Source organism: Hydrosulfovibrio ferrireducens (assembly GCF_046883345.1).
Lineage (GTDB): Bacteria > Desulfobacterota > Desulfobulbia > Desulfobulbales > Desulfurivibrionaceae > Thiovibrio > Thiovibrio ferrireducens.
The window spans coordinates 26,303-42,699 of record NZ_JALKCW010000022.1 but is presented as its reverse complement, the minus strand read 5'-3'; the positions used below and the strand labels follow the sequence as shown (position 1 = coordinate 42,699).

The following is a 16,397-nucleotide window of genomic DNA, read 5'->3' as shown; positions in this document are numbered from 1 at the left end:
TGAGCGCAGCGAGTTTGCAACATCCCGGCAGCTTTGAGGAGCACAGGGCATCCCGCCTTCGGCGGGACAAGTGTCTGGGGGCCCTTTCTTTGGTTCGTTTCTTTGGGCAAGCAAAGAAATGAACAAAGGGTAGAAAAGGCACAAGGAGAACGATACTGCGAAGCAGATGCGGTATCCTGTAACAGGTGACCTCAGACCAACCCCAAACTCTCCATAACCGTCTCGTGAAACAAAGGCCGGAACTGCTTGATCCGTGAATTCTCCCGGCTGGGATGGACCCGGTTGCTCAACAGAACCATAACCAGATCGCGGGTCGGATCGATCCAAAAAGAGGTCCCGGTGAAGCCGAGATGGCCCACGCTGGCCGGATCCAGATATCTGCCGCCGCTGGAACCGGTGGCGGAAGGGGTGTCAAAGCCCAGCGCCCAGGTGGAGCCGGGAATCTCCTGCCGTGTTAGAAACCGGCGCAAATCGCTTGCCAGGTAGTTGGGATGCTCCTCCCTGCCCTGCCATTGATCCAACAGATGTTCTCCCATCTCCAGCACCCCCTCGATGGTTCCAAACAACCCTGCGTGCCCAGCCACCCCTCCCAGGGCATGGCTGTTTTCATCGCTCGCCTCGCCGCAGAGGAGGCGCTTGCGAAAGGCACACTCTTCCGTGGGCGCGATGCGTTTCTTTTGCGTGGCCCCTGCCGGGCCGTAGAATATCCTTTCCGCAATCCCAAGAGGCCCGGCGATTTTTTCCCTGAAAAACCGGTCCAACTCCCAACCACTTTTCCTTTCCACAATCAGGCCGAGCAATAGAAAGCCAAGATCGCTGTACACCGAGGCGCTGCCCGGTTCATAGGCTGGAGATTCCGCGAGGAGCAGATTAAGGAGCGCCTCCTTTCTTTTGGCCTCGGGCAGGCGGAGCAATTCGAGATAATAGGGTTTATGGGCCGAAAAGCCTGCGGAATGGCAGAGAATATCCTTGAGCGAGACCCTGTGCAGGAATGAATCCCTTGCCAGGGGAAAGATATCCGAGATCCGCTCGGCACGTTGCAGTTGTTGTTCTTTCAACAGGATGAGCAGCGCCAGGGTGGTGGCCAGCGGCTTGGTCAGCGAGGCGAGGTCGTACACCGTGGCTTCATCAACCCTGTTTTCCCGGCTGTAGGTGGTGTGTCCGTATGCTTGAAGTATCCTTTCTCGCTTCTCCGGCGCTCCCCACACAACACCCATTGCGGCCCCGGGAAAAGTTCGGAGCTGGATCGCCTCGTTAAAAATATTATAACAGTTTGATATTACTGTTTTTTTATTATTTGTATTCATACAATGAAAAAATATTCTGCTCCTTGTGCGGGTTAGTCACAAAAATGGGTGTTCCGGCGGCTCGAAAATTACCATAATACAGTATCTTTTTATTTATTATCATTGAATTTTTTTTGATTTTACACTATCTTTTTGTAGCTGTTTTTTTAAAAGTGCAGCCGTTGACGTAATTTTTAATATTTTATAATGAAATCAACAAATTAAATGGTTTTTATTATTGTGATTCGCTTAATGTCTGTGCACAATTTTTTCAACACCTTCTCAACCGCGTCTGTCGATACTCTGTTCACTCTGTTTGCACAACCTGTTGATAACTCGTTTTATAACCTTTTCCAATTTTTTCCAGTCTGTTTTGATTTAAAAAATATTTAAAATTTTCAGGAGGTTAATGTCTTTTTAAACATATCAACACCTGTAATAACCATAATCTTTTAAATATACATAAAACTACTACTACTTCATGGAGTGCCCCTTATGTCCCTTATTTTTAACATCTCCCGTGATGATTTTTTGACAGGTCTTGCTTCCCTGCAAAATGTAACCGGTAAAAAGGGAAATATCGCCATTCTCTCCAATATCTTGATCGAGTCCAAAACAGACTCCCTCCTTCTGACTGCCACGGATCTGGAAATAGGCATCCGAAACAGTCTGCCCGCGGAGATACTCTCCCCCGGCTCCATCACCCTGCCTGCCAAGAAGCTTTTTGAAATAGTCCGGGAATCCGGCGCGGATCAGATCCACGTCGAGATCATGGAAAACAACTGGGCAAAGATCACCGCGGATTCCACGGATTACAAGCTGGCCGGCATGCCCAGCGAAGAATACCCCGCCTTTCCCGAGTATGATGAAAACAATCTTGTCGCCCTGGCCAGCGACAGGATCAAGGATCTCATCGATAAAACGATATTTTCCGTGGCTCCGGAAGGGGAATCCCAATTCAATCTCACCGGAGTTCTGGTGGAAAAGGATGTTGCGGACGGCAAGAATATGCTCCGCATGGTTTCCTCTGACGGGCACCGTCTTTCTTTGTGCGAAACGAACGTGGACAACGATTTGAGCGGGTTGAAGATGGAAAAGATCATCCTCATTCCCCGTAAAGGCATGCAGGAGATACGAAAATTCACGGAAAATTCAGCGGAAATAAAAATATCGTTTGAAGAAAAACAAGCGGTTATCAAAACAGACCATTCCATCATCGTTGTTCGTTTGATGAATGGTGATTTTCCTGATTATAAAAATATAATCAATATGATTAAAAAAGAAAAATGCATAGAGTTGAAAAGAGTTCAGTTCATGAACTCGATGAAGAAGATGAATCTCTTCACCGAAGACCGTTACAACGCCGTGCAGTTTCAGATAAAACCAGGCAAACTTGTGCTTTCCTCGCAGAGCATGGATATAGGCAGCGCAAAGGATGAAATAGCTATCACCTATGATGAAGCTCCCCTAAAGCTCGGGTTCAACGGAAAATATTTTATTGAAACCATGCAGGTCATGTCCAGCGAGACCATTAAGGCCTATATCAATTCGGAAGAAAGCCCCTGCATGATCCAAGGCGACGACGATCCAGGCTTTGCCAGCATCATCATGCCCATGAAAATATAAAGGTCTGTGAAACAAAATAAAGACTACACAGGGGCAACCTTTGTAATCGCGGCTTTTTGCGATTTCAACAAGATATAAAAAGAGTTAGTCGAAATATTCCAACGCACCAAAAAAATTAGAAAAAAAAGACGAGGGCTCATACTTTGACTGAAGGACAGAACAACTACGGAGCGGATCAGATCAAGGTTCTTTCCGGCCTTGAAGGGGTCCGGATGCGGCCGGCCATGTACATCGGCAATACGGCGGAAGAGGGGCTGCACCATCTCATCTACGAGGTGGTGGACAACAGTATCGACGAGGCCCTGGCCGGGCACTGCACGGACATCAAAGTAATCTTTCATGCGGACGGCAGTTGCAGCGTCGAGGACAACGGCCGCGGCATCCCGGTGGAGATGCACGAAGAAGGCGTCTCCGCCCTTGAGCTGGTTATGTGCACCCTGCACGCGGGCGGCAAATTTGATCACGACACCTACAAGGTGTCCGGCGGTCTGCACGGCGTCGGCGTCTCGGTGGTCAACGCCTTAAGCAAATGGACCACGGCCGAGGTGAAAAGAAACGGCAAGATCCATCGCCAAACATATCACCTTGGTATCCGCCAGGGCGACATGGAAACCTTTGGCGAGTCGGAAAAGACCGGCACCAAGATAACCTTCCTGCCGGACCCGGAGATATTCAAGGAAACCACCGAGTTCAAGTACGAGATCATCCAGGCCCGCATGCGGGAAGTGGCTTTTTTGAACAAGGAGGTCAAGATCCTCCTGCACGACGAGCGGACCGGGGCCGAGGATATCTTTCATTTTGAAGGAGGGATCAATTCCTATATCGAATATCTCAACCGCAACCGGACCCATATCCATCCCGACCCGGTCTTTATCTCCGGCGAACGGGACAATGTCCAGGTGGAGGTGGCTTTTCAGTATTTCGACGGCTATTCCGAGCGGCTCTTTTCCTTTGTCAACAACATCAATACCAAGGAAGGCGGCACCCATGTCGCCGGTTTCCGCGGGGCGCTGACCCGCTGTATCAACAAGTATGCCAGTGATGACGTGGTGCCCAAAAACATGAAGGAGAAGATGGGCGGCGACGATGTGCGCGAGGGATTGACTTGCGTGGTTTCCGTTCGCGTTCCCGACCCGCAGTTTGAAGGGCAGACCAAGACCAAGCTGGGCAACAGCGAGGTAAAATCCATCGTCGAGGCTATTTGTCACGAAAAGCTTTCCATTTACCTGGAGCAGAATCCCCAGGTGGCCAGAAAGATTCTCACCAAGGTGGTGGATGCGGCCCGCGCCCGCGAGGCGGCCCGCCGCGCCAAGGAACTCTCCCGCAAGAAGGGCTCCGGCCTTGATCTGCTGATGGCGGGCAAGCTGGCGGAATGCCAGTCCAAGGACCCCAAGGACCGGGAAATCTTCCTGGTGGAGGGCGATTCCGCAGGCGGTTCGGCCAAACAGGGACGGGACCGCTCCGTGCAGGCCATTCTCCCCCTGCGCGGCAAGATCATGAACGTGGAAAAGGCCCGCTTCGACAAGATCCTTTCCAGCGAGGAAATAAAGCAGATCATCTCCGCCCTGGGCACCGGCATCGGCCGCGATGAGTTTGATCTCGATAAACTCCGCTACCACAAGATCATCATCATGACCGATGCCGACGTGGACGGTGCGCATATCCGCACCCTGCTCCTCACCTTTTTCTATCGGCAGATGCTGCCCCTGGTGGAAAACGGCAATATCTACATCGGCCAGCCGCCCCTGTTCCGCCTGGGCCGCGGCAAGAAGGAACAGTATTTTTCCGACGAGGAAGAGCTCAACCAGTATCTCTTCGCCCAGGCCAGCACCAGCGTGCAGGTAACGGTGGGGGCCAGCAAGGAGAAGATGGCGGGCGAGGATCTCATCGGGTTGCTGAAAAACCTTTCCAGCTACCAGAAGATCATCGAGTACCTGACCCGCATCAATCTCTGGGAAGAGATGGTTCACTTCCTGCTGGACAACGACATCACCTCGGCGGATCAGTTTGAAGACCGGAATCTGGTGGAACACCTCAACGAAGAGCTGCACCACAAGGATTTAATCCTCGGCGCTGTCCGCCCCTGCCGTTGGCGGCCGAGCTGCTGGGAGTTCGACGCGGCCATCAAGGACAAGGCCCACATGATGATCACCGTGGGCCCCCAGATCCCGCTGATCAGCGAATACCGCTCCGCCATCCGCCAGTACGGGCAGATCAAACAGTATCTCACCTCCCCGTTCACCGTGGAGACCGCCAACAAGGAGATTGTGGTGCCAAACTGGCAGGAGCTGCTCACCGTGGTCCGCCAGGAGTCTTTCCGGGGCAGCAACCTCCAGCGCTACAAGGGTCTCGGTGAAATGAATCCCGAGCAGCTCTGGGATACCACGATGAATCCGGAAAAACGGACCCTGCTGCGGGTGAGCATCGACGATGCGGCCTTGGCCGACGATATGTTCACCTGCCTCATGGGCGACAAGGTCGAGCCCCGCAGGGATTTCATCCAGAACCATGCGCTTGAGGTGGCGGACCTCGATATTTAGCAGCGTTTATCCCCCTTCCTCGATGGGAGGGGGTGAGGGGGTGGGTGAAGTTGCAACCAGCCGATCCACTAGCTAGTTCCCCCCCTCCCTAACCCTCCCCCGCCAGGGGGGAGGGAATTTAAGAGACTCGGGTGTAACACATTCAGGATGGTCTCCATCCATTGAACAAGGATTTTTAATATGTCGGAAGAAATGACCCAAAATTTGCCGATTGCCTCGATCTCCATCGAGAAGGAACTGAAGAAATCCTACCTCGATTACGCCATGAGCGTCATCATTGGCCGGGCCCTGCCCGATGTGCGCGACGGCCTCAAGCCCGTGCATCGCCGCGCCCTCTTTGCCATGCGGGAGCTGAGCAACTTCCACAACCGGCCCCACCTTAAGTCGGCCCGTATTGTCGGTGATGTTATCGGTAAGTACCACCCGCACGGCGATACCGCGGCCTACGACACCATCGTCCGCATGGCCCAGGATTTCTCCATGCGTTATCCCTTGGTCGACGGCCAGGGCAACTTTGGTTCGGTGGACGGCGATTCCCCTGCGGCCATGCGGTATACCGAAGCGCGGATGACCAAGATCGACCAGGAGATCATCGCGGACCTTGAAAAGGAAACCGTTGATTTCGTGCCCACCTACGACAACTCCCATATGGAGCCGGTGGTTTTTCCCTCCCGAATCCCCAATCTGCTGATCAACGGCTCTTCCGGCATTGCCGTGGGCATGGCCACCAATATCCCGCCCCACAATCTGGTGGAGGTGATGAACGGCCTGATCGCCATGATCGACGACCCCAACATCACGGTCAACCAGTTGATGGACCATATCACCGGACCCGATCTCCCCACCGGCGCTTATATCTGCGGCAGGGCCGGCATCCGCGAGGCCTATGAAACAGGGCGCGGCTCCATTCTCATGCGTTCCAAGACCGATGTGGAAAAGAGCAAGAGCGGCCGGGAATCCATCATCATCACCGAGATTCCCTACCAGCAGAACAAGGCGTTCCTCATCGAGAAGATCGCCCTGTTGGTCAAGGAAAAACGGATAGAGACCATCTCCGAGGTGCGCGACGAATCCGACCGCCATGGGATGCGCATCGTGCTTGAGCTGAAAAAGGACGCCATTGCCGAGGTGGTGATCAACCAGTTGTACAAGCTGACCCCGCTGCAGCGGAGCATGGGCATCATCCTGCTCTCCATCGTCAACAACCGGCCCGAGATTTTGAACCTGCGGCAGATTTTGGAATATTTCCTCCTGCACCGCAAGACCATCGTCTACCGCCGCACTGCCTACGACCTCAAAAAGGCCGAGGAAAAGGCCCACATTTTGGAAGGGCTCAAGATCGCCATCACCAACCTCGACGAGGTGGTGGAGCTGATCAAGAAATCCGCCAACCCCCAGGAAGCCAAGCTCGGCCTCATCGCCCGCTTCTCCCTTTCTGAGATTCAGGCCCAGTCCATCCTGGAGATGCGGCTGCACCGGCTCACCGGCTTGGAGCGGGAAAAGATCGTCAGCGAGTACGAAGAGCTGATGAAACAGATCACCTGGTTCAAGCAGGTGCTGGCCGACCAGAATCTGGTCATGAAGATCATCCGCGACGAGTTCACCGAGATCATCGAGCAGTACGGCGATGAGCGGCGCACCGAGATCATCGAAGCCCCGGACGAGATTCTGCCTGAAGACATGATCATGCAGGAAGAGATGGTGGTCACCGTTACCCACGAGGGCTACATCAAGCGCAACCCGGTTGACCTCTACCGCTCCCAGCGGCGCGGCGGCAAGGGGATCAAGGGCACCACCACCATCGAGGAGGATTTCGTCTCCAACATGTACACGGCCTCCACCCACGCCACCTTCCTTTTTTTCACCAACCACGGCAAGGTCTTCTGGCGCAAGGTTTACGAGATCCCGCAGGCCGGGCGCATCGCCAGGGGCAAGGCCATCGTCAATCTCCTGGAGCTGACCGAGGGCGAAAAGGTTATGGCCATCCTGCCGGTTTCCACCTTCGATATCCCCGAGGGCCAGGAATGCCACATCATGATGATCACCAAGAAGGGCGTGGTCAAGAAAACCGTGCTCACCGAGTTCCGCCGCCCCATCCGGCGCGGCAAGATCGCCCTCACCATCCGCGAGGATGACGAGATTTTGGGTGCGGTCCTGACCAACGGCAGCAACGATATCATGGTCGTCACCCGCAAGGGCATGTCGATCCGCTTCAACGAGCAAAACGTCCGCAGCATGGGCCGCACCGCGACCGGGGTCAAGGGCATCAACCTGGCCGAGGGCGACGAGGTGGTCTCCGTGGATGTGGTGCACGAGGGCTCCTCGGTGGTGGTGGTCACGGAAAACGGCTACGGCAAGCGCAGCGAGGTGGATGAATACCGGCTGATCAAGCGCGGCGGCAAGGGAGTTTTCGCCATCAAGGCCAGCGAGCGCAACGGCCTGGTGGTTGGGGCCTTGCAGGTGACGGACGAAGACGAGCTGATGATGATCACCAACGGCGGCAAGATCATCCGCATCTCCATGCGCGATCTGCGGGTCATCGGCCGGAACACTCAGGGCGTGCGGCTCTTCAAGCTGGATGAGGGCGAGAAGGTCATGGCGGTGGATCGCATGGCCGAGATCATTTCCGATGATGAGGAAGGTGAGGACGAGGAAACCGCAGAGTGACGCAAAAAGTTGCATTTTGCAATTTTAAGTCGTAAAATGTATCCATGAGAGAGACTTATCATGGAGGTGTGTTATGGCAATGGCGGTAAGAATATCGGAAGAGTTGGTCGGCGAGGCGAAACGGTTCAGTAAAATCGAGCACCGATCCCTGACCGGCCAGATCGAGCATTGGGCGCGGATTGGCAAATGCTCGGAAGAAAACCCGGATCTCACCTACAGCCTTATCAAGGAGATTTTGATGGGGCTTGAAGAGCTGGAGCACGACGAGAAGACAGAGTATCAATTCGGTTGATGATCCATGAAGATTTATCAATCACACTCGTTTGCGAAAAAAGTTAAAAAATTCAACGAGAAAGAGAAGTCTGAGTTAGACAACGAAATCAGGCAGATTATAGAAAACCCCTCCCTTGGCTCGGAAAAGAAAGGCGACTTGCGGGGTGTTTTTGTCCATAAGTTCACAGTGCAGAGCCAGATGTATCTTCTTGCCTACCGCTGTATCAAGGACGAAAGTCTTGAGCTTATCATGATCGGGCCCCACGAAAATTACTACCGGGATTTGAAGACGTATTTGAAAAGCGGATGAGGTAGGAGAGATTATGCAATGTGCTGGAGGAATGTTCTCGTACAGAAATCTATAGTTCAATAAGCGACACCAAAACACTGGGGGTTAGCGATGGCGGCGGTCTCGTGGATAATTGGCATTGGTGTCATATTTTTTATGGTTTTTCTTGTTTCATGTGGACCATCAATCGTCATTTTACGAACAACAACAGTGCCCCAAAAACAACGAATTATTTGGGCGATAGTAGCCATTCTGGTTATTCCGTTGTATTTCTCTATAACCAAGCTTAGCATATTTTTGTTTCCTGAAATCTGGGCATGGATATCGAATGGCGTGAATGGTGGGTCATCATTGAAGGTTCGCCTTTATTTTGCGTTATACGTACTACTCCCCGTGTTTGTTTTGGTTGTTTTTCGGATTAAAAATAAAACTAAATAACAGTATTTGCTTCCATGGCCCCTCCTGAAAACATAGCGGTAATTGGCGCAGGGAGCTGGGGAACCGCCCTGGCCAAGCTCCTTGGCGACAAGGGGTTCAGCGTGGATCTCTGGGCGCATCGTCCGGACCATGTGGCCGGGCTTCTGCGGGATCGGGAAAACACCACCTACCTCCCCGGCTTTCCCTTGCCCACTACGGTGTACCCTACCGCCGATCTTGCCCAAGCGGTTTCCAACAAGCCGGTGGTGGTCATGGTGGTTCCCTCCCATGTTTACCGGGAGGTCTTCACCCTCCTTGCCCCCCATCTGGCTCCCAACGCTGCGATCATCTCCGCCACCAAGGGCGTTGAGAACGAGACCCTGCTCACCATGAATCAGGTGATGGCGGAGGTGTTGGCCTCCCTGCGTCCGGATTTCAAGGGGCAGCTCGGGGTGTTGGCCGGGCCGAGCTTTGCCAAGGAGGTGGCCGCTGGAATCCCCACGGCAGTGACGGTCGCCGCCCCCACCATCGAGGGGGCTCGTTTTTTTCAGGATATCTTTCACACCGAACGGTTCCGTGTCTACGCAGGCACCGATGTGATCGGCATGGAGCTGGGCGGGGCGCTCAAGAACATCGTCGCCATTGCCGCAGGCATCTGCGACGGGTTGGGCTACGGCACCAACACCCGCGCCGCCCTCATCACCCGGGGGCTGGCCGAGATCACCCGCCTCGGGGTGGCCATGGGCGCCAAGCCCCTTACCTTTTCCGGCCTGGCGGGCATGGGCGATCTGGTTCTTACCTGCACCGGGGATCTGAGCCGCAACCGGCAGGTTGGCCTCAAGCTTGGCCAGGGCAAGACTTTGCAGCAGATCCTTGCCGAGATGAAGATGGTTGCCGAGGGGATAAAAACCACCCGTTCCGCCATGGCCCTGGCGAAAAAGATCGGGGTGGAGATGCCCATTTTGGAGCAGGTGTATGCTATGATCTATGAGGATAAGCCGTGCGGTGAGGCGGTTCAGTCCCTGCTTGGCCGGGATTCGAAAGAGGAAATGGAAGAGGTTTGATGTATCTGCCTCTGATTTTTTTAGCTATGCAAGCAGTAAGTCAGCACGATCCGATGAGAAAATTGCAACATGCAAAAAAATCCCCTCTCCCCTGGCGGGAGAGGGATAGGGAGAGGGGGAAGGTGCATGAGGTGAGGCTGTTGGCCATTTCACCCACCCCCCAGCCCCCTCCCGTCAAGGGAGGGGGGGCTTTATGATGGCTGCCGCCAAGAATGGGTGCCACCCGAGCGGATCGTATGTGGCTATTTTTTTTTCCATCCACTACGTGCTCAAGGCGGAACAGTTGTTGAAAGGTGGCAACATCGCCCTGGATGTGGTGCCGGTGCCCCGGGAAATCAGTGGGGATTGCGGCATGGCCATCACCTTTGCTCCGGCAGAGCTTGCCAAGGTGCAGGGTATTCTGGCCTCTGCCGGTATCGCCATTGCCCGGATTTTTTGTAAGGAAGCGGAAGGGGTTTTTCGCGAGATACCTTGGAAGACGGATTCGTAAGAACCCGGAAGGTGATTTAAAGCGGTGCTTCGACAGGGCTCAGCACGAACGGAATATTAATTGTTTGCCTGGCACAGTCAAGTCATTCCCGCGCAGGCGGGAATCCAGAGGAATTAGCTAGATCGTATGGATTCCCGCCTGCGCGGGAATGACGTTAAAGAATTAGGGGATAATCTGAATTTTTTCAGACAACACCGTTCGGCCTGAGCCTGTCGAAGGCCCGTTGTTATATGACCCAAAATGGAAGGAACAATGACCAAACTGAAACTGACCAGCACCGTCAAAGCCGCTGGTTGAGCCGCCAAATTGAGTCCGGGGGACCTGGACCAATTATTGTGCGGTCTTGACCTGCCCACCGATCCGAATCTGATCGCGGGCGCGGCAACGGGCGAGGATGCCGGGGTGTATCGTCTCAACGACGATACCGCCCTCATCCAGACGGTGGATTTTTTCACCCCCATTGTCGACGATCCCTACCAGTTCGGGCAGGTGGCCGCGGCCAATGCGCTTTCCGACGTCTACGCCATGGGCGGCAAACCGCTTTTGGCCATGAACCTGGTGGCCTTTCCCATCAAGGAGCTGGGCCGTGCCGTCCTGCAGGAGATCCTGCGCGGTGGGCTGGATAAGATCAAGGAGGCCGGGGCCTTGCTGGTGGGCGGGCATTCCATCGAAGACCCCGAGTTGAAATACGGACTTTCCGTAACCGGGGTGGTGCATCCCAACCGGGTGCTCCTCAACTCCGGCGCCCGGTTGGGCGATCTGCTGCTGCTCACCAAGCCCCTGGGCACTGGCATCCTTTCCACCGCTCTCAAAGGCGGGTTGGCGGCCAAAGGCACCGAGGCCATGATCACCCGGGTCATGGCCACCCTGAACCGGGAGGCGGCCCAGCTCATGCAGACCGTAGGGGCGCATGCCTGCACCGACATCACCGGTTTCGGGCTGGTGGGGCATCTCTACGAGATGGCTCTTGCCTCGGGCGTGGCCATCCGCATCGACTCGCGGGCCGTGCCGATCTTGCCCGAGACCCTGCACCATGCCTCCATGGGCATCATCCCGGAGGGAGCCCACAAGAACAAGGCCTTCTACGCCCCGCACATGCACAGCGCCTTGGAAGAAATGGATCCCATGGAGATGGTTCTCTGCGATCCGCAAACCTCCGGCGGCCTGCTCATTGCCGCTTCCGTCGAAGGGATCAACTCCATTGCCGAACGGTTGGGCAAACGGGACTATCCCCTGGATTTCGGCATCATCGGCGAAGTGGTGGCTGGCAAACCCGGAACCATTGAAATCATGTGATGGACAGGGTATAGCATCAAGTATGCTCAAATTTTTTCTCGATCGCAGCCATAAGGAAAAAGAGAACAGCGGGCCGGTGGCGGACGAACTGATCCGGCTGGTGCTCGATTCCGGGGTTTCCAGCAGCACCGCGGCCTATGTCCTGACCTGGGCCCTTTTTCTCATGGTGCGGACGGTTGCCTCGCCAAGCCTGCTGACCGGCTGGCTACTCGCCATGACGCTTATTTTCCTGCTGAGGCTCGTGGCCACCCGTTGTTACCGGAAAAAGGCCAAGGATCATGGGCTGATATCCTATCCCTGTGTGAACACCTATGTGGGGTTGGTTTTTCTCACCGGCGTTTTATGGGGGGTGGGGATATTCTGTTTTTTTCAAACCGGATCGATGCTGGCGCAGATGGGGCTTGTTTTTATTGCCGCCGGTCTTACCGCCGGGGCAATTCCCCTTCTCTCTCCCCTGCGCAAGCTCTATTACTGGTATATCTGTCTGCCGCTCCTGCCCTTGTCCTACAGGCTTTTCGAGCAGGGCGGCACCCAATACCTGGTCATGGGGACCATCATCTTATTTTACATCCTGGTGTTGATTAATTCCGCCACCATCATGCAGAGATCCCTGGTCTCCGCCCTGGAGACGCGGTATGCCAACGATGCCCTGGTGGCGCACCTGAGGCAGGCCAGCGAGGAAAGCGAATCCCTCAACCTGGAGTTGATTGCCGAGAACGACAGGCGCAAGGCCACGGAGAGCGAGTTGGTTCTGGCTCGCGACGCCGCCGAGGCGGCGAGCCGGGCCAAGGATGAGTTTCTCGCCAACATGAGCCATGAGATCCGGACGCCGATGAACGGCATCCTCGGCACCCTGCAGCTTTTGCAGGACACCAAGATGGATGCGGCCCAGATCGATTATGTCAAGACCGCCTATTCCTCGGCCGAGGGGTTGCTGTCCATCCTGAACGACATCCTGGATTTTTCCAAAATCGCCGCCCGCAAGCTGGTGCTGGAGGATATTCCCTTCAGCCTGCGGGCACTGGTGGACGAATTGGTCACCCTGCTCTCCCATTCGGCAAAGGTCAAGGATGTGGCCCTGATCGCGGAGATCGATCCGCACCTGCCGGAAATGCTCATCGGCGACCCGACCCGGGTGCGGCAGGTGTTGACTAATTTCATCACCAATGCCATCAAGTTCACCGAGCAGGGCGAGGTTCGGGTTCGGGTTCGGTGCCTGTCCGCCTTTGCCTCCCGGGTGATGCTGCGGCTTGAGGTCCGCGACACCGGCATCGGCATCCCGGAGGAAAAACAGCACGATCTTTTCCAGAGCTTTACCCAGGGCGACGGCTCCACCACCAGAAAATACGGCGGCACCGGCCTGGGTCTGGCCATTGTCCGGCAGCTTATTTTAATGATGGGCGGGAAGATCGGGGTGGAGAGCGAGCCGGGCCAAGGCTCGCTCTTCTGGTGCGAGCTGGATTTCCCCGTGGCAACCATGGGGCGGCAGGGCGAGGAGCGAAAAACGGAAGCAACGCAGGCCGAAGGCGCCTTGCAGGGCCATATTCTGCTGGTGGAGGACAACAAGGTCAACCAGATGGTGGCCGCGAAGATGCTCGACGCCATGGGCTTGACCGTCGATCTTGCCGAAAACGGGGAAAAGGCGCTGGCCGCCCTGGCCGGAAAGCACTACGATCTGGTGTTGATGGATTGTCAGATGCCGCTGCTGGACGGCTACCAGGCAACGCGAGCCTTTCGCGCGCGGGAGCCCAAGGGAGAAAGACCGTTGCCGATTATCGCCATGACCGCCAATGCCATGCAGGGTGACCGGGAGAAATGCCTGGAAGCGGGCATGAACGATTACCTCGCCAAACCGGTGAAAAAAGAGCTGTTGCGCAAGCTCCTGGGGCAATGGCTTGCCCCTTCTTCCTAGCAGCCGGTTCCGGCTTGAAGGTGACACCCTTCCCCCATTACGAAGCAGGATTGCTCCAGCAAATATCGGCCGGCGAGGTTGCGGCCATCCTTCCCGGAAGCATTGAAATCGTCTGATGGACAGGGTATAGCATCAGTCATGCTTAACTTTTTTCTCGATCACAGCGGTAAGGAAAAAAACAGCCGCAGGCTGGTGACGAACGAACTGGTCAGGCTGGTGCTTGATTCGGGATATTCCAGCAATATTACGGTATTTATCCTGAGTGTTGCCTTGTGCCTGCTGGTGCAGTCGGCGCTTGCCTCTCCTGTTTGGCAAGGCTGGCTGGCAGGCATGACCGTGCTTTTTCTCCTCAAGCTGGGTGTTGTTTTTTGTTTTCACCGGCAGGAGAAAAACACGGAGCCCATGGCGCTGCGCTGCGCGCATGCCTATATCTATATGGTATCTTTCACCGGCATCATGTGGGGAATGGCGGTGATCTTCTTTTTCGCCTCAACCACCGGCATGGAGCAGGTGGCTTTGTTTTTCATTATTTCCGGGCTCACCGCCGGGGCCATCCCCATTCTCTCTCCTTTGCGCAATCTCTATTTTGTCTACATGGTCTGCCCCCTGCTGCCTTTTGTCTATTTGTTCCTGAAACACGGCGGCCAGTTTTATACCATTATGGCCAGCGTGATCATTTTGTATATCCTGATGTTGATCAAATCGGCAACCCACATGCAGGATGCCCTTGTTTCCTCTCTGGAGATGCGGTTTGCCAACGATATTCTGGTGCGGGATCTCCGCCAGGCCAATGAAGAAGCCGAAACGGCGAGCCGGGCCAAGGATGAGTTTCTCGCCAACATGAGCCATGAGATCCGGACGCCGATGAACGGCATCCTCGGCACCCTGCAGCTTTTGCAGGACACCAAGATGGATGCGGCCCAGATCGATTATGTCAAAACAGCCTATTCCTCGGCCGAGGCGCTGCTTGGTATTTTGAACGATATTCTTGATTTTTCCAAGATCGCCGCCGGCAAACTGGTTTTGGAGGAGATCCCCTTCAGTCTGCGCGCACTGGTGCGAGACCTGGCTACCCTGCTCGCCGGCCAGGCCCAGGCCAAAAATGTCGCCGTGGTTACGGAGATCGATCCACAGGTGCCGGAAATGCTCATCGGCGACCCGACCCGGATGCGTCAGGTGTTGCTCAATTTCATGACCAATGCCATCAAGTTTACCCATCACGGCGAGGTGAGGGTTCGGGTTCGGTGTCTGTCCTCTCTTGCCTCCCGGGTGAAGTTGCGGCTTGAAGTCCGCGACACCGGCATCGGCATCTCCGAGGAAAAACAGCACGATCTTTTCCAGAGCTTTACCCAGGGTGACGGCTCCACCACCCGGAAATACGGCGGCACCGGCCTGGGTCTGGCCATTGTCCGTCAGCTTGTTGTGCTGATGGGCGGAAAGATCGGGGTGGAGAGCGAGCCGGGCAAGGGCTCCGCTTTTTGGTGCGAATTGGATTTCCCGGTGGCAGCCATGGCCGTCCAGACCGAGGAGCAGGAAAGGGTCGTGGCCGAAGGCCCACTGCAGGGCCATATTCTGCTGGTGGAGGACAACAAGGTCAACCAGATGGTGGCCGCGAAGATGCTTGATGCCATGGGCTTGACCGTCGATCTTGCCGAAAACGGGGAAAAGGCGCTGGCCGCCCTGGCCGGAAAGCACTACGATCTGGTGTTGATGGATTGTCAGATGCCGGTGCTGGACGGCTACCAGGCAACGCGAGCCTTTCGCGCGCGGGAGCCCAAGGGAGAAAGACCGTTGCCGATTATCGCCATGACCGCCAACGCCATGCAGGGTGACCGGGAGAAATGCCTGGAAGCGGGCATGAACGATTACCTCGCCAAACCGGTGAAAAAAGAGCTGTTGCGCAAGCTTCTTGAGCAATGGCTTGCTCCTTCTTCTTAACTGCTTGTCATTATGTGTAAAATCGTGAAAAAGCTTGAGTTTGCCCCCCAATCCATGCTATAGATTCGGAACGGAACCGGTTGTTTTCTCCTTTTTTGAGGCGCCGAAACCGTTTGACAGTACCTGCAGACGTGTAACGAGGGACCGCGGACCGGTCCCTTAATTTTTTTACACCTCTGCAGATGGGCCAATTGTTGGCCGTTGCGCTATCCGCCAATTCTGTGCGTTGGGTTTTTTGATAGCGGTTGTTATGCATGCACATGAGGGAGGATGTATCAATGAATATGTATATCGGCAATCTTGCTTTTGGGGTCACCGAAGAAGAGCTGAAGGAACTTTTTTCCCAATACGGCGAGGTCGCCAGCATTAGTCTGGTCAAGGACCGGTTTTCCGGGCAGTCCAAGGGCTTCGGTTTTATCGAGATGCCCAGCAACTCCGAGGCGGACAAGGCGATCAAGGCTCTGAATAAGATGATGCTCAAGAACCGCGAACTGAAGGTGAATCAGGCCGAGGTAAAGAAAAAAGACAAAAAGCGCCGCCGTCCCAGCTACTGATCGGGATGTCGCAACGCAGCACGATGGGTATCGCAAAAAGCAGGT

13 protein-coding genes are annotated in these 16,397 nt (G+C 55.1%); 11 read left to right on the top strand and 2 right to left on the bottom strand.

Going from position 1 to position 16,397, the window contains the following annotated elements; translation table 11 throughout:
* Positions 1-191 precede the first annotated feature (191 nt).
* Positions 192-1,217 (bottom strand): serine hydrolase domain-containing protein, encoded by a 1,026-nt coding sequence (locus MWR57_RS10355; protein WP_423124743.1) that lies wholly within the window; start codon positions 1,215-1,217, stop codon positions 192-194.
* Between the two features lie 564 nt (positions 1,218-1,781).
* Between MWR57_RS10355 and dnaN the strand changes: the two genes are divergently transcribed.
* The 5 genes from dnaN (at position 1,782) to MWR57_RS10330 (ending at position 8,702) form a co-directional block, all read left to right on the top strand.
* Complete coding sequence (gene dnaN, locus MWR57_RS10350; RefSeq protein ID WP_423124742.1) at positions 1,782-2,912, top strand: DNA polymerase III subunit beta; 1,131 nt, start codon at positions 1,782-1,784, stop codon at positions 2,910-2,912.
* A 143-nt stretch (positions 2,913-3,055) separates the two neighbouring features.
* The gene (gene gyrB / locus MWR57_RS10345; protein ID WP_423124741.1) at positions 3,056-5,452 is read left to right on the top strand and encodes a DNA topoisomerase (ATP-hydrolyzing) subunit B; all 2,397 of its coding nucleotides are present in this window, start codon (positions 3,056-3,058) and stop codon (positions 5,450-5,452) included.
* A gap of 192 nt (positions 5,453-5,644) precedes the next feature.
* Complete coding sequence (gene gyrA / locus MWR57_RS10340) at positions 5,645-8,119, top strand: DNA gyrase subunit A (RefSeq protein ID WP_423124740.1); 2,475 nt, start codon at positions 5,645-5,647, stop codon at positions 8,117-8,119.
* Between the two features lie 79 nt (positions 8,120-8,198).
* Positions 8,199-8,411, top strand: coding sequence for a TA system antitoxin ParD family protein (locus MWR57_RS10335; RefSeq protein WP_423124739.1), 213 nt, complete (start codon positions 8,199-8,201; stop codon positions 8,409-8,411).
* Positions 8,412-8,417: 6 nt separating this feature from the next.
* The gene (locus MWR57_RS10330) at positions 8,418-8,702 is read left to right on the top strand and encodes a type II toxin-antitoxin system RelE/ParE family toxin (protein ID WP_423124738.1); all 285 of its coding nucleotides are present in this window, start codon (positions 8,418-8,420) and stop codon (positions 8,700-8,702) included.
* A 56-nt stretch (positions 8,703-8,758) separates the two neighbouring features.
* On the opposite strand, the gene MWR57_RS10325 is transcribed toward MWR57_RS10330, so the two are convergent.
* A complete protein-coding gene (locus MWR57_RS10325; RefSeq protein ID WP_423124737.1) occupies positions 8,759-8,932 on the bottom strand; it encodes a hypothetical protein in 174 nt (57 codons plus the stop codon).
* A 201-nt stretch (positions 8,933-9,133) separates the two neighbouring features.
* Here MWR57_RS10325 and MWR57_RS10320 point away from each other — a divergent pair, with 201 nt between their 5' ends.
* From MWR57_RS10320 to MWR57_RS10295, 6 genes are all read left to right on the top strand, one after another.
* Complete coding sequence (locus MWR57_RS10320) at positions 9,134-10,162, top strand: NAD(P)H-dependent glycerol-3-phosphate dehydrogenase (protein ID WP_423124736.1); 1,029 nt, start codon at positions 9,134-9,136, stop codon at positions 10,160-10,162.
* A gap of 193 nt (positions 10,163-10,355) precedes the next feature.
* Entirely contained in the window at positions 10,356-10,652 is a 297-nt protein-coding gene (locus MWR57_RS10315) for a putative Se/S carrier protein (protein ID WP_423124735.1), read from the top strand.
* A gap of 252 nt (positions 10,653-10,904) precedes the next feature.
* Complete coding sequence (gene selD, locus MWR57_RS10310) at positions 10,905-11,948, top strand: selenide, water dikinase SelD (protein ID WP_423124734.1); 1,044 nt, start codon at positions 10,905-10,907, stop codon at positions 11,946-11,948.
* A 22-nt stretch (positions 11,949-11,970) separates the two neighbouring features.
* Positions 11,971-13,860 (top strand): ATP-binding protein, encoded by a 1,890-nt coding sequence (locus MWR57_RS10305; protein WP_423124733.1) that lies wholly within the window; start codon positions 11,971-11,973, stop codon positions 13,858-13,860.
* A 138-nt stretch (positions 13,861-13,998) separates the two neighbouring features.
* Entirely contained in the window at positions 13,999-15,798 is a 1,800-nt protein-coding gene (locus tag MWR57_RS10300; protein ID WP_423124732.1) for an ATP-binding protein, read from the top strand.
* Positions 15,799-16,076: 278 nt separating this feature from the next.
* Entirely contained in the window at positions 16,077-16,352 is a 276-nt protein-coding gene (locus MWR57_RS10295) for an RNA recognition motif domain-containing protein (RefSeq protein WP_423124731.1), read from the top strand.
* Positions 16,353-16,397: the final 45 nt, after the last annotated feature.